This is a genomic window from Pseudomonas sp. S3_B11, assembly GCF_054667715.1.
In genome coordinates this window covers 6,200,442-6,214,153 of the sequence record NZ_CP162749.1, presented here as the reverse complement: position 1 = coordinate 6,214,153, position 13,712 = coordinate 6,200,442, and the positions used below count along the sequence as shown (strand labels likewise).

Genomic DNA, 13,712 nt, shown 5'->3' with positions numbered 1-13,712 from the left:
CATCCTGATCACGCTCGCACGCTCGGCATTTTTCGAATGAGGTGTAAGTTGGCCCTTTCTGCACGAAGGTTCCATCCTCACAAATTCGGCGGCAAAGCCAAATACTTGAGCGGTTCGCAAGGATTAATGCCAAGTGGCTAGCACACCAACTGCAACGTTTCAGCCCAAACGCTGCACGTCGGGTAATTGCATGGCCTTCACCTCACCCTGGAGAAAGTCGCTAAGCCGGCGCAAACGTTCACCTCCCGGTCGGGTTTTCGGCCAGACCAGATAATAGTGTTCACCGCTGGCGACAGCCGTCGGCCATGGCAGGCTCAGGCGTCCCTGGGCGACATCCTCGGCCACCATCAACAGATCACCCATGGAGACCCCATAGCCACGTGCGGCCGCGATCATGCCCAGCTCCAGGGTATCGAACACCTGCCCCCCCTTGAGCGAGACCTTGTCGGACAGGCCCATGCGTTGCAGCCAATTGCGCCAGTCCCGGCGATCGGGCGTGGGGTGCAGCAGTTCAGCGCTGGCCAACCGCGCCACATCCCAGGGCTGGTCGTTCAACAGGTTCGGCGCGCCCACTGGGATCAATTCCTCGGGAAACAGCAAGCTGGCTTCCCAGTCCGCCGGAAAATGCCCGTTGCCCAGCAATACGGCGCAATCGAAGGGCTCGACGTTGAAGTCCACTGAATCGATGTCCATCCAGGCACTGGTCAGTTGTACCTCGTTGCCAGGCTGCAAGTGCCGGAAGCGACTCAAGCGCGCCAACAACCAGCGCATGGTCAGCGTGGAAGGCGCCTTCATGCGCAGGATGCCATCCTCGCCATGCAAAGTGTGACAGGCCCGCTCCAGCGCCATGAAGCCCTCACGTACGCCCGGCAACAGCAACCGCGCCGCCTCGGTCAATTGCAGGTTGCGGCCGCTGCGCAGGAACAGCCGACAGGCAAAGTGATCTTCCAGCGTGCGAATGTGCCGGCTGACGGCGCTCTGGGTGATCGACAGCTCTTCAGCGGCGCGGGTGAACGAGCTGTAGCGCGCCGCGGCTTCGAATGCCCGCAGCGCATAAAGAGGAGGAAGACGACGAGACATCGCAAAAGCTCCATGGCGTTGTTTGCAAACCCTACCAGAAACGCCTCCAGCATGAGTTTTAATCATGCCAGCGATCTTTTTTATCCCTTTGTGCAATCCGCCGAGAGCGCCGAGAATCGTTGCTTTACCGCCTTGTTTGAACATGGAGCGTGATGATCATGCAGCATCCAGTGCGTACTGAACTCTGGGCCATCCTGCGGCTGGCGGGGCCGTTGATTGCCTCGCAGTTGGCGCACATGCTGATGGTGCTCACCGACACCGTGATGATGGCGCGCCTGAGCCCCGAAGCCCTGGCCGGCGGCGGGCTTGGGGCGGCCACCTATTCGTTCGTGTCGATCTTCTGCATCGGCGTGATCGCCGCGGTGGGCACCCTGGTCGCGATCCGCCAGGGCGCAGGCGATGTCGAAGGCGCCACCCGGCTGACCCAGGCCGGACTGTGGCTGGCCTGGCTGATGGCGCTGATGGCCGGGTTGCTGTTGTGGAACCTCAAGCCAGTGCTGCTGATGTTCGGCCAGACCGAAACCAACGTGCTGTCCGCCGGACAGTTCCTGTTGGCGCTGCCGTTCGCCCTGCCCGGCTATTTGAGCTTCATGGCCCTGCGCGGCTTCACCAGCGCCATCGGCCGGGCCACACCGGTCATGGTGATCAGCCTTGGCGGGACGGTGGCCAACTTCCTGCTCAACTACGCGCTCATCACCGGCATGTTCGGCCTGCCGAAACTCGGCTTGATGGGAATCGGCCTGGTCACGGCCATCGTCGCCAACTGCATGGCCCTGGCGCTGGCCTGGCATATCCATCGGCACCCGGCCTACCGTGCCTATCCATTGCTCGACGGTCTGTCGCGACCCAATCGCCAGTACCTCAAGGAACTGTGGCGCCTGGGCCTGCCGATTGGCGGCACCTACGCGGTGGAGGTCGGGCTGTTTGCGTTTGCCGCGCTGTGCATGGGCACCATGGGCAGCACGCCGTTGGCAGCCCACCAGATCGCGCTGCAAATCGTCTCGGTGGCGTTCATGGTGCCGGCCGGGATGTCCTACGCCATCACCATGCGCATCGGCCAGCACTACGGTGCCGGGCAACTGCTGATGGCACGCCTGGCGGGTCGGGTCGGGATTGGCTTTGGCGCGGCCGCCATGCTGGCGTTCGCCATGGTGTTCTGGCTGCTGCCCCATCAATTGATCGGCTTGTTCCTGGACCACGACGACCCGGCGTTCCGCGAGGTGATCAACCTGGCCGTGAGCCTGCTGGCCGTGGCGGCGTGGTTCGAGCTGTTCGATGGCACGCAAACCATCGCCATGGGCTGCATTCGCGGGCTCAAGGACGCCAAGACCACCTTCCTGGTGGGCCTGGGTTGCTATTGGCTGATCGGCGCGCCGGCGGCGTGGTGGATGGCGTTTCACCTGAATTGGGGCCCGACCGGCGTCTGGTGGGGCCTGGCCCTGGGGCTGGCCTGCGCGGCCGTGAGCCTGACAGCGGCGTTTGAATGGAAGATGAAGCGGATGATTCGCAGTGAGCCCGGGCGGCGTTTCGAGGCCATCCAGGCCGATTGAGATGTATCCCCCTGTGGGAGCGAGCTTGCTCGCGATAGCGGTGTGTCCGTCAAAATAAATGGGACAGACCTATCGCCATCGCGAGCAAGCTCGCTCCCACAGGGTTTTGTGTCAGCTGATTTCCAGCATCGATTGCTGATCACCTTCGAAGGTCAAGTACTCAACCAACTCCGGCAACGGCAACGGCTTGCTGATCAGGAAACCCTGCACCTGATCGCAACCGAAGCCGCGTAGCAGGTCCAGTTGCTCCTGGGTTTCCACACCTTCGGCCACTACTTCCAGGTTGAGGTTGTGCGCCAGGTTGATCATCGCGTGCACCAGTTTGCGGTTCTCTTCGCGCTGCTCCATGCCACCGACGAAGCTCTTGTCGATCTTGAGCAAGGCGATCGGCAGGCTGTTGAGATGCACGAACGAGGAGAAGCCGGTGCCGAAGTCGTCCAGGGAGAAGCGCACTCCCAGGCGGCCCAGGGCATCCATGGTCTGCTTGACCAGTTCGCTGCGGCGCATGACGGCAGTTTCGGTGAGTTCGAACTCCAGCCATTGCGCCTCGACACCGCGCTCGGCAATCAGCCGGCTCAAGGTCGACAGCAGCTGGCTGTCCTGGAACTGTCGGAACGACAGGTTGACCGCCATGTGCAACGGCGCCAGCCCCCGCTCGCGCAGCGCCTGCATGTCCCGCAGCGCCCGGGAAATCACCCAATAGCCCAGCGGCACGATCAGGCCGCTCTGTTCGGCCAACGGCACGAACTCACTCGGTGGCAGCAAGCCACGTTCGCCGTGACGCCAGCGTACCAACGCTTCGAGACCGACAATGTGGCCGCCATCGAGATTCAGCCGTGGCTGGTAATGCAGTTCCAGCTCGTCACGGCGCAGTGCCCGGCGCAGCTCGCTTTCCAGATCGGCGAGGCTGCGGGCATTGCGATTGATGCGCTCGTTGAAGATATGAAAGGTGCAGCCCTGGGTACTCTTGGCCTGCTGCATGGCGATGTGGGCGTGCCACATCAGCGGATCGGCACCGGCCTGCGCGCGAGCGTGGGCAACGCCCAGGCTGCAGCCGATCAGCAGGCTTTCACCGTCCACCCAATAGGGTTCGGCCAAGGCTTCGGTAATACGCTCGGCCATCCACTCGGCCCGCTGTGGTGCGCGGCGGGTGTCGATCAGCAGGGCGAATTCATCACTGCCCAACCGCGCCAATTGATCGCCGGCCTCGAGCGAGCCCTTGAGCCGCGACACCACTTGCAGGATCAAGCGGTCACCGGCCTGGTGGCCGAGGGCGTCGTTGGCGTGACGAAAGTTGTCCAGGTCCAGGTGACCGAGCGCCAGGCCACGGCCGTCGTTTTCCGCCAGGCGCGCCGCCAGCAGCGTCTGGAAACCCTGGCGATTGGCGATGCCCGTCAATGGGTCCTGTTCGGCGAGGCGCTGCAAGGTGTTTTCCAGCACGCCGCGTTCGCGCACATGGCGCAGGCAACGACGCAGGGTCGCACTGTCGAGAACATCGCGCACCAACCAGTCGCTGACACCGTCGGGGGCAACCGCCGGCTCGTGCTCAAGCAACAGGATCGTCGGCAGGCTGCAACGGCCCGGCGCCGGCTGCAATGCCGCAACGGTCAGCAACACCGCGTTGCGATTATCTTCGAACAGGCTGCTGACTGACTCCCAGTTCGGGGCGCTGATCAACACGACCGAGGGCCCCAAGGGCGCCAGGCACTCGCGCAATATTGCTGACCACGCAGGCTCTTGGGCCAATAACAGCAAACGCAAGGGTTCGACAGGCGTTGACAAGCTGACTCCCTAGACTCTGCAAGGTGGTAGGCGCCGGGCATTATGACGCGCCGATGGGCAATGACCAATGCCAATGGTTCTCAAACACGCGGTTTTGGTGGTTTTTTTCCCCTCAAATCCTGCGCTGGACGCAATTGGCCCCACATCCTGCGTGAAAGTAACAGAAGCGGCAAATGACAATGCGCTGTGCGTCACAAGTCGGACAGAGCAGCACAATTCTCAGAGCCTGTTAAAATGCCGGCCCATTTCGCAAACGACTCCCTGACTCTGTCATGTCCCGACTCAATCCCCGGCAGCAAGAAGCCGTGAACTATGTCGGCGGCCCTCTTTTGGTGCTCGCCGGTGCAGGCTCCGGCAAGACCAGCGTAATCACCCGAAAGATCGCGCACCTGATCCAGAATTGTGGCATCCGCGCCCAGTACATCGTCGCCATGACCTTCACCAACAAAGCCGCCCGGGAAATGAAGGAACGGGTCGGCGGCCTGCTGCGCGCTGGCGAAGGCCGCGGCCTGACGGTCTGCACCTTCCACAACCTGGGCCTGAACATCATCCGCAAGGAACACGCGCGGCTGGGCTACAAACCGGGCTTCTCGATTTTCGACGAGACCGACGTCAAGGCCCTGATGACCGACATCATGCAGAAGGAATACTCGGGCGACGACGGCGTGGATGAGATCAAGAACATGATCGGCGCCTGGAAAAACGACCTGATCCTGCCGCCCGAGGCCCTGGAAAACGCCCGCAACCCCAAGGAGCAGACCGCCGCCATCGTCTACACCCACTACCAGCGCACGCTCAAGGCGTTCAACGCGGTGGATTTCGACGACCTGATCCTGTTGCCGGTCAAACTGTTCCAGGACCACGCCGACATTCTCGAAAAATGGCAGAACAAGGTCCGCTACCTGCTCGTGGACGAATACCAGGACACCAACGCCAGCCAGTACTTGCTGGTGAAGCTGCTGATCGGTACGCGCAACCAGTTCACCGTGGTAGGCGACGACGACCAGTCGATCTATGCCTGGCGCGGCGCGCGGCCGGAAAACCTGATGTTGCTCAAGGAAGACTATCCGTCGCTCAAAGTGGTGATGCTGGAGCAGAACTACCGCTCCACCAGCCGCATCCTGCGCTGTGCCAACGTGCTGATTTCCAACAACCCCCACGAGTTCGAGAAACAACTGTGGAGCGAGATGGGCCACGGCGACGAGATCCGCGTGATCCGTTGCCGCAACGAAGACGCCGAAGCCGAGCGCGTGGCCATGGAAATCCTCAGCCTGCACCTGCGCACCGACCGGCCTTACAGCGATTTTGCGATCCTGTACCGCGGCAACTACCAGGCCAAGCTGATCGAGCTGAAACTGCAGCATCACCAGATCCCTTATCGCCTGTCGGGGGGCAACAGCTTTTTCGGACGCCAGGAAGTGAAGGACCTGATGGCCTACTTCCGCCTGATCGTGAATCCGGATGACGACAACGCCTTCCTGCGGGTGATCAACGTGCCGCGCCGGGAAATCGGTTCGACCACCCTGGAAAAACTCGGCAACTACGCCACCGAACGCAAGATCTCGATGTACGCCGCCACCGACGAAATCGGCCTGGGCGAACATCTGGACAGCCGCTTCACCGACCGCCTGGCGCGCTTCAAGCGCTTCATGGACAAGGTTCGCGAACAGTGCGCCGGGGAAGATCCGATTTCGGCGCTGCGCAGCATGGTGATGGACATCGACTACGAGAACTGGCTGCGCACCAACAGCTCCAGCGACAAGGCTGCCGACTACCGCATGAGCAACGTCTGGTTCCTGATCGAGGCGTTGAAGAACACTCTGGAAAAAGACGAAGACGGCGACATGACGGTCGAGGACGCCATCGGCAAACTCGTGCTGCGCGACATGCTCGAGCGCCAGCAGGAAGAGGAAGACGGCGCCGAAGGTGTGCAGATGATGACGCTGCACGCCTCCAAGGGCCTGGAATTCCCCTATGTGTTCATCATGGGCATGGAAGAAGAAATCCTGCCGCACCGCTCCAGCATCGAGGCCGACACCATCGAGGAAGAACGGCGCCTGGCCTATGTCGGGATTACCCGGGCCCGCCAGACGCTGGCCTTCACCTTCGCCGCCAAGCGCAAGCAATACGGCGAAGTGATCGACTGTGCCCCCAGCCGCTTTCTCGATGAACTGCCGCCGGATGACTTGGCCTGGGAAGGCAACGACGACACGCCGACGGAAGTCAAAGTCGTTCGTGGCAACAGTGCCCTGGCCGATATACGCGCGATGTTGAAGCGTTAGAATCGACTACTTTTTTTCACCAGGTTGTTTACCCAATCCAGACGCTGAAGGCGTCACCAGAGGAGGCTTCATGGAAGCCCTGCACCAGAAAATTCGCGAGCAAGGTATCGTGCTTTCCGATCAGGTCCTGAAAGTCGACGCGTTCCTGAACCATCAGATCGACCCGCAGTTGATGAAGCTGATCGGCGATGAATTTGCCGCGCTGTTCAAGGACTCGGGCATCACCAAGATCGTTACCATCGAAGCCTCAGGGATTGCCCCGGCGATCATGACCGGGCTGAACCTGGGCGTACCGGTGATCTTCGCCCGCAAGCAACAGTCCCTGACCCTGACGGAAAACCTGCTGTCGGCCACCGTGTATTCGTTCACCAAGAAAACCGAAAGCACCGTCGCCATCAGCCCGCGTCACCTGACCAGCAGCGACCGGGTGCTGATCATCGATGACTTCCTGGCCAACGGCAAAGCCTCCCAGGCGCTGATCTCTATCATCAAGCAGGCCGGCGCCACCGTCGCCGGGCTGGGGATCGTGATCGAGAAGTCATTCCAGGGCGGTCGTGCGGAACTGGATGCCCAGGGCTATCGGGTTGAATCCCTGGCGCGGGTGAAGTCGTTGGCCGGTGGGGTCGTGACCTTTATCGACTGACCCTGTGCCTCCTGTGGGAGCGAGCTTGCTCGCGATGGCGGTCTGTCAGACACATTTTGTGTACCAGATTCACCGCTATCGCGAGCAAGCTCGCTCCCACAGGGGTTTCAGGTGGGTCGCCAAGGCGCAGTCGCCTTGAGCCCCGCCAGCAGCAACCGTTGAAACAACTCATCCTTCAGCCCTTCAGGGCTGGCCAGCTGCATCCGCTCCAGATGCCCGGCAAACTCCCATGGCTCCGGCGCATCGAGCGCGGCCTTGCCCAATTCCAGGATCTCGGTGAGTTTGAACTTGCTCTTGAGCCAGTTCAGCGCCCGCAACAGGTCCCGCTCGACCTCATCGAAATCACACCCCAGGGGGTATTCGGGAAACAGGTTCGGATGGCGTGCCTGGATCGCCTGCAAGCGTTCCGATGTGTTGTCGGCGAAGCGCGGATCGAGGCGGAAATCCTTCGGCAATTTGCCGGCGGTTTGCGCCTGCTCGATCAACCCGGGCTGGAAGCGTGAATCGCTGATGTTCAGCAACGCCTCGATCACCGCGGCGTCGGTCTTGCCTCGCAGGTCGGCAATGCCGTACTCGGTCACCACGATGTCGCGCAAGTGCCGGGGAATCGTGCAATGGCCGTACTCCCAGACGATATTCGAGCTGATCTCGCCCCCGGCCTCACGCCAACTGCGCAGCAGCAGGATCGAACGCCCGCCCTCCAGCGCATGGCCCTGGGCAACGAAGTTGTACTGCCCGCCCACGCCGCTGAGCACCCGCCCGTCTTCCAGTTGATCGGCCACCCCGGCCCCCATCAGGGTCATGGTGAAGACCGTGTTGATGAAGCGGGCGTCGAGGCGCTGCAGGCGCTTGAGCTGTTCCTGGCCGTACAGCTCGTTGATGTAACTGATGCGCGTCATGTTGAATTCGAGAAGGCGGCTTTGCGGCAACTCGCGCAGGCGCTCATAAAAACTGCGCGGCCCGAGGAAGAATCCGCCGTGTATGCAGATGCCGTCGGGTTGCGCCGCCTCGTCGAGGGTGCCGGCGTTGGCCCGCTCCTGGGTCGGAACGTCGGGGTAGACCTTGCGCCGGATGATTCCGGCCTCGGCCAGCACCAGCAAACCGTTGACGAACATCTCACTGCAACCGTACAGCCCTTTGGCAAACGGCTCGACCCCACCTTCACGCTCGATCAGTTGCGCCCACTGGCTAAGGTTCAGGTCCGCCAGCAACGCCTGGTAACCGGCGTTATCGGCCTGGCGTGCGAGCAGCGCCGCCGTCAGCGCATCGCCCATGGCGCCGATGCCGATCTGCAGCGTCCCGCCGTCGCGCACCAGGGTACTGGCGTGCAGGCCGATCAGATGATCCTGGAACCCCACCGGCATGTTCGGCGTGGAAAACAACGTGTGGCTGTCCTTCTCGTCGATCAACAGGTCGAAAGCGTCGATGCCGACTTCCGCGTCGCCGGGCATGTAGGGCAAATCGTTGTGCACCTGGCCGACCAGGAGGATGGTCTCCCCGGCCGCCCGCCGCTTGGCGATCATCGGCAGCAGGTCGAGGGTGATGTCCGGGTTGCAGCTCAGGCTCAGGCGATCCGGATGCTCAGGATCGCTCGCCACCAGTTGCGCCACCAGGTTCAAGCCGGCGGCGTTGATGTCCCGGGCGGCATGGCTGTAGTTGCTGCTGACATAGTTCTGCTGGGCCGAGGCACTGTGCAGCAGGCTGCCGGGCTGCATGAAGAACTGCTCGACCCGAATGTTGGGCGGCAGGCTGTCCTGATGCAGGTCGGCCAGGTAATCCAGTTCGGGATAGTCGCCGAAGACCCGTTCGACAAAGGGCTCGAGGAAGCGCTTCTGCAGACCATCGCCCAGTTTAGGTCGGCCCAGGCTCAGGGCCGTGTAGATGGTCAGCTGTCGCTCGGGCAATTGTGCAATGCGCCGGTACAGCGCGTTGGCGAACAGGTTGGGTTTGCCCAGCCCCAGGGGCATGCCAAGGTGAATATGCGCGGGCAGGCGCTCGAGCACGTCATCCACCGCCTGTTCGATTGAACACAACTGCACCATCGGACCCTCCTGGACATTCCATGAATGTGGGTTGGACCGAGCTTGCCGCGTCTTGGTTGCGATGAACAGCCCTGGAAAAACCCCAGGCACAAAAAAGCCGCTCGTAAGCGGCTTTTTTGCGCAAGATATCGGCGTATTACAGGCCGGACATCTCTTTGATGGCGCCCTTGAGGTCGTCATCCGAGCAATCGGCACAAGTGCCTTTAGGCGGCATGGAATTGATGCCGGTAATAGCCTTGGCCAGGATGCCGTCGAGGCCGCCCTGGTGATCGGCGCGCTCTTTCCAAGCCGCCTTGTCACCGATTTTCGGCGCACCCAGCAGGCCTGTACCGTGGCAAGCGTTGCAATGCTTTGCAATCACGTCAGCCGGCTTCTTGGCACCACCCGCGCCGCCAGCGGCAGTGGCAACTTCCATGCCTTTGCATTCTTTCCCCTGGACGCAGACCTGGCCAACGGGTTCGAGGCGCTTGGCGATTTCGTCGGTGGTCGCCGCTTGGGCACTGACTGCCCATAGGGCCAATACGGTTGCTGGTGCAGCCAGCATTTTCATAATTAGGTTCACGCGTACACCCTCAATGGTGGCTAGTCACGCCTGCGGCCACGGTTTGCAGGCGGGCGCAAGTATAGCGGTAAGCCCGTCACACTGAAACAACCCCAAAGTCGCAAGGGTCTTGTTTGCAATGACGGTTCCTTTCCTGGGCGCCTTTGCCGTACGGGCCGGCGCCGCTTTTTCTAGAAATTGGCCGGTGTGGCTGCGCTGATCAGTCGCGCCGGCACGTCGAACGGATTACGGAAACGGTGGGGCTTGGTGCTTTCGAAATAGTAGCTGTCGCCGGCTTCGAGCACGAAGGTTTCGACACCGACCACCAATTCCAGCCGCCCTTCCACCAGGATCCCGGTTTCCTCGCCCTCATGGGTGAGCATCTCTTCACCGGTGTCGGCGCCAGGCGGATAGATTTCGTTGAGGAAGGCAATCGCCCGGCTCGGGTGCGCCCTGCCCACCAGCTTCATGGTCACGGCGCCGTCGGAGATGTCGATCAGTTCGTTGGCTTTATAGACGATCTGAGTCGGTTTCTCCTGAAGGATTTCTTCGGAGAAAAACTCGACCATGGACATGGGAATCCCGCCAAGGACCTTACGCAGCGAGCTGATCGAGGGGCTGACGCTGTTCTTCTCGATCATCGAAATAGTGCTGTTGGTGACGCCCGCGCGCTTGGCGAGCTCACGCTGGGAAAGGCCTTTGAGTTTACGAATGGATTGCAGTCGTTCACCGACGTCCAATGCTGGAGCCTCCAGGGAATCAGGTTGTGAGGAAAGTGAGCGTTATCATGGCGACAGCGTTCAGTATTTACAACACTTTGACCCGAATCCTGTTCGGTGAAGCGACTTTCGGTAGCTGACACCGCGCGTCAATGCCCGGAATAGAGCCGTGGCACCCGCCGCAGGTTGCAGAAAATCTGATAAGGGATCGTGTCGGCGGCCTTGGCAACGTCGCTGGCAAGGATGTTCTTGCCCCACAATTCCACGGTCGAGCCGAGCCCGGCCTGGGGGACATTGGTCAAGTCGACACACAGCATGTCCATCGACACCCGTCCGACCAGTTGGCTGCGCTGCCCATCCACCAGCACCGGTGTACCGGTGGGCGCCTGGCGTGGGTAGCCGTCGGCATACCCCATGGCGACCACGCCGACCCGGGTCGGTTGCGTGGTCACAAAACGAGCACCGTAGCCCACCGGTTCGCCAGCGGGCAATTCACGCACGCAGATGATCTTCGACTCCAGGGTCATCACCGGTTGCAGGCGCGAGGCGACGGTGTTGGGCTCATCAAAGGGCGTGGCCCCGTAGAGCATGATGCCCGGGCGCACCCAGTCGCTGGGTATCTGCGGCCAACCCAGCACGGCCGGTGAGTTGCGCAGGCTGATCTGCGCCACCAGGCCCTGGCGGGCCTTGTCGAATATCGCCAGTTGCTCAGTGCTGCTGGGATCGTGCAGTTCATCGGCACGGGCGAAGTGGCTCATCAAGACAATCTTCGCCACCTTGCCGCTGGCGAGCAGGCGACGGTAGGCCGCCTGGTAATCCGCCGGATGCAGGCCGACCCGGTGCATACCGGAATCGAGCTTGAGCCAGACCGTGATCGGCTGGCTCAATGCGGCTTTTTCAATCGCTTCGAGCTGCCACAACGAATGCACCACGCACCAGAAATCGTGCTCGACGATCAACGGCAACTCACTGGCCTCGAAAAAACCCTCCAGCAGCAGGATCGGCCCTCGGATCCCACCAGCCCGCAGTTCCAGGGCTTCTTCGATGCAGGCCACGGCGAACCCGTCCGCCGTGTCCTGCAGCGCCTCGGCGCAACGCACCGCGCCGTGCCCGTAGGCATCGGCCTTGATCACCGCAAGGGCCTTGGCCCCCGTGATTTCGCGGGCCAATTGGTAGTTGTGACGCAGGGCTTGGAGATCGATCAGGGCACGGGCAGGACGCATGGCGGCAGGCTTCTAGGCGGTCATGAATAAAAAACCGGTGCTGGCTGACAGCATGAACCACCAACAGCACCGGGAGAGGGATCGTTTGGGCCGGTATTTAAGGCAACGCGGCCACGACGGACAGCTCCACCAGGATCTCCGGTTCGCACAGCTTGGCTTCCACCGTGGCACGGGCCGGGGCGACACCCTTGGGCAACCATTTGTCCCAGACGGCGTTCATGCCTTCGAAGTGGGCCTCGATGTCCTTCAAGTAGATCGTCACCGATAACAAACGATTCTTGTCGGTTCCGGCCAGGTCCAGCAAGCGCTCGATATTGGCCAGGCTTTCGCGGGTCTGCTGTTCAATACCGGCGTTCATGTCGTCGCCGACCTGTCCGGCCAGGTAAACGGTGCCGTTGTGCACGACAACCTGGCTCATGCGGTCATTGGTGAGCTGGCGCTGGATTGACATGTTTTGCAGACTCCTGGTGTTTGCTGCCATAACGGGAAATATCGAGGCCTTCGGCGCTGATCTGCGGCTTTTTCTTCGCCATCAGGTCGGCCAACAGGCGACCGGAACCGCAGGCCATGGTCCATCCGAGGGTGCCATGGCCGGTGTTCAGGAACAGATTCTTGAAGGGCGTGGCCCCCACGATTGGTGTGCCATCCGGGGTAGTCGGGCGCAAGCCGGTCCAGAAACTGGCCTGGGCCAGGTCGCCGCCCTGAGGATAAAGGTCGTTGACGATCATCTCCAGGGTTTCGCGCCGGCGTGGGTTGAGGGACAGGTCAAAACCGGCGATTTCCGCCATGCCGCCCACGCGAATGCGGTTGTCGAACCGGGTGATCGCGACCTTGTAGGTTTCGTCGAGAATGGTCGAAGTCGGCGCCATCGCCGGATTGGTGATCGGCACGGTCAGGGAGTAGCCCTTGAGCGGATACACCGGAGCACGGATCCCGAGAGGCTTGAGCAGTTGCGGTGAATAGCTGCCCAGGGCGAGGACGTAGCGGTCGGCGGTTTCCAGCTTGCCGTCGATCCAGACACCGTTGATGCGATCACCGGCGAAGTCCAGGCGCTGGATATCCTGGCCGAAGCGGAATTGCACACCGAGCTTCTCGGCCATTTCCGCCAGGCGCGTGGTAAACATCTGGCAGTCGCCGGTCTGGTCGTTCGGCAGGCGCAAGGCGCCGGCCAGAATGTCGGTGACATTCGCCAGGGCCGGCTCAACCCGGGCAATGCCCTCGCGGTCGAGTACTTCGAACGGCACACCCGACTCTTTCAGCACGGCGATGTCTTTTGCCGCGCCATCGAGCTGGGCCTGGGTGCGGAACAGCTGGGTGGTCCCCAGGCTACGGCCTTCGTAGGCAATGCCGGTTTCGGCGCGCAGCTCGTCGAGGCAGTCACGGCTGTACTCGGACAGGCGCACCATGCGTTCCTTGTTGATCGCATAGCGGCTGGCGGTGCAGTTGCGCAGCATCTGTGCCATCCACAGGTATTGGTCAATGTCGGCAGTGGCCTTGATCGCCAGCGGCGCGTGGCGCTGCAGCAGCCACTTGATGGCCTTGAGCGGTACACCCGGTGCGGCCCACGGCGAGGCATAACCCGGCGACACTTGGCCGGCGTTGGCGAAACTGGTTTCCATGGCAGGCGCTGGCTGACGGTCGACCACCACCACTTCAAACCCGGCACGGGCCAGATAATAAGCACTGACGGTGCCGATGACGCCGCTACCCAAGACCAGAACGCGCATGTTGATGCCCTCATCGCGGATAACCGCTGACGTTTGTTGTACATAGCTTTGATGGTCGCAGTGTAAAAAAGATCAGCCAGTGCTTTTCACTATATAAACGCCTATATTTGGCGAGAATTCTCG

The 13,712-nt window shown here is 61.6% G+C and carries 11 protein-coding genes; 3 read left to right on the top strand and 8 right to left on the bottom strand.

The genetic code is table 11. The annotated features are described in order from the left end of the window. Positions 1-159: 159 nt before the first annotated feature. Positions 160-1,080: a LysR substrate-binding domain-containing protein gene (locus AB4O22_RS27740; RefSeq protein ID WP_003206829.1), complete on the bottom strand. Its 921-nt coding sequence runs from the start codon at positions 1,078-1,080 to the stop codon at positions 160-162. A 158-nt stretch (positions 1,081-1,238) separates the two neighbouring features. On the opposite strand from AB4O22_RS27740, the gene AB4O22_RS27735 reads away from it, so the two are divergent. After that, positions 1,239-2,630, top strand: a complete 1,392-nt coding sequence (locus AB4O22_RS27735) for a NorM family multidrug efflux MATE transporter (RefSeq protein WP_460097614.1) — start codon at positions 1,239-1,241, stop codon at positions 2,628-2,630. 111 nt (positions 2,631-2,741) lie between these two features. Here AB4O22_RS27735 and AB4O22_RS27730 read toward each other — a convergent pair whose 3' ends face one another. Further along, a complete protein-coding gene (locus tag AB4O22_RS27730) occupies positions 2,742-4,412 on the bottom strand; it encodes a putative bifunctional diguanylate cyclase/phosphodiesterase (protein ID WP_460097613.1) in 1,671 nt (556 codons plus the stop codon). Positions 4,413-4,684: 272 nt separating this feature from the next. On the opposite strand from AB4O22_RS27730, the gene rep reads away from it, so the two are divergent. Then, positions 4,685-6,694 (top strand): DNA helicase Rep, encoded by a 2,010-nt coding sequence (gene rep / locus AB4O22_RS27725; RefSeq protein ID WP_013694550.1) that lies wholly within the window; start codon positions 4,685-4,687, stop codon positions 6,692-6,694. Between the two features lie 70 nt (positions 6,695-6,764). Further along, positions 6,765-7,337 (top strand): xanthine phosphoribosyltransferase, encoded by a 573-nt coding sequence (locus tag AB4O22_RS27720; RefSeq protein ID WP_003206836.1) that lies wholly within the window; start codon positions 6,765-6,767, stop codon positions 7,335-7,337. Positions 7,338-7,444: 107 nt separating this feature from the next. On the opposite strand, the gene AB4O22_RS27715 is transcribed toward AB4O22_RS27720, so the two are convergent. From AB4O22_RS27715 to dadA, 6 genes are all read right to left on the bottom strand, one after another. Further along, positions 7,445-9,379, bottom strand: a complete 1,935-nt coding sequence (locus AB4O22_RS27715) for an acetyl-CoA hydrolase/transferase C-terminal domain-containing protein (protein ID WP_223566539.1) — start codon at positions 9,377-9,379, stop codon at positions 7,445-7,447. A gap of 136 nt (positions 9,380-9,515) precedes the next feature. After that, a complete protein-coding gene (locus tag AB4O22_RS27710) occupies positions 9,516-9,929 on the bottom strand; it encodes a c-type cytochrome (protein ID WP_003206840.1) in 414 nt (137 codons plus the stop codon). Positions 9,930-10,111: 182 nt separating this feature from the next. Further along, on the bottom strand, positions 10,112-10,660 hold the full coding sequence (locus AB4O22_RS27705; RefSeq protein WP_003206841.1) for a cupin domain-containing protein: 549 nt from the start codon (positions 10,658-10,660) through the stop codon (positions 10,112-10,114). Positions 10,661-10,788: 128 nt separating this feature from the next. Then, a complete protein-coding gene (gene alr, locus AB4O22_RS27700; RefSeq protein ID WP_460097611.1) occupies positions 10,789-11,862 on the bottom strand; it encodes an alanine racemase in 1,074 nt (357 codons plus the stop codon). 97 nt (positions 11,863-11,959) lie between these two features. Continuing rightward, positions 11,960-12,313, bottom strand: a complete 354-nt coding sequence (locus AB4O22_RS27695; RefSeq protein ID WP_003206844.1) for a RidA family protein — start codon at positions 12,311-12,313, stop codon at positions 11,960-11,962. Beyond that, positions 12,285-13,589, bottom strand: a complete 1,305-nt coding sequence (dadA, locus tag AB4O22_RS27690) for a D-amino acid dehydrogenase (RefSeq protein WP_024618128.1) — start codon at positions 13,587-13,589, stop codon at positions 12,285-12,287. Before dadA ends, AB4O22_RS27695 begins: the two co-directional genes overlap by 29 nt. Positions 13,590-13,712: the final 123 nt, after the last annotated feature.

Excerpts from the sequence above, each read along its gene's own strand:
- alr (WP_460097611.1), bottom strand. The coding sequence starts at position 11,862 with ATGCGTCCTGCCCGTGCCCTGATCGATCTCCAAGCCCTGCGTCACAAC.
- AB4O22_RS27695 (WP_003206844.1), bottom strand. The coding sequence starts at position 12,313 with ATGTCAATCCAGCGCCAGCTCACCAATGACCGCATGAGCCAGGTTGTC.
- AB4O22_RS27735 (WP_460097614.1), top strand. The coding sequence starts at position 1,239 with ATGCAGCATCCAGTGCGTACTGAACTCTGGGCCATCCTGCGGCTGGCG.
- AB4O22_RS27710 (WP_003206840.1), bottom strand. The coding sequence starts at position 9,929 with ATGAAAATGCTGGCTGCACCAGCAACCGTATTGGCCCTATGGGCAGTC.
- rep (WP_013694550.1), top strand. The coding sequence starts at position 4,685 with ATGTCCCGACTCAATCCCCGGCAGCAAGAAGCCGTGAACTATGTCGGC.
- AB4O22_RS27740 (WP_003206829.1), bottom strand. The coding sequence starts at position 1,080 with ATGTCTCGTCGTCTTCCTCCTCTTTATGCGCTGCGGGCATTCGAAGCC.
- dadA (WP_024618128.1), bottom strand. The coding sequence starts at position 13,589 with ATGCGCGTTCTGGTCTTGGGTAGCGGCGTCATCGGCACCGTCAGTGCT.
- AB4O22_RS27720 (WP_003206836.1), top strand. The coding sequence starts at position 6,765 with ATGGAAGCCCTGCACCAGAAAATTCGCGAGCAAGGTATCGTGCTTTCC.
- AB4O22_RS27715 (WP_223566539.1), bottom strand. The coding sequence starts at position 9,379 with ATGGTGCAGTTGTGTTCAATCGAACAGGCGGTGGATGACGTGCTCGAG.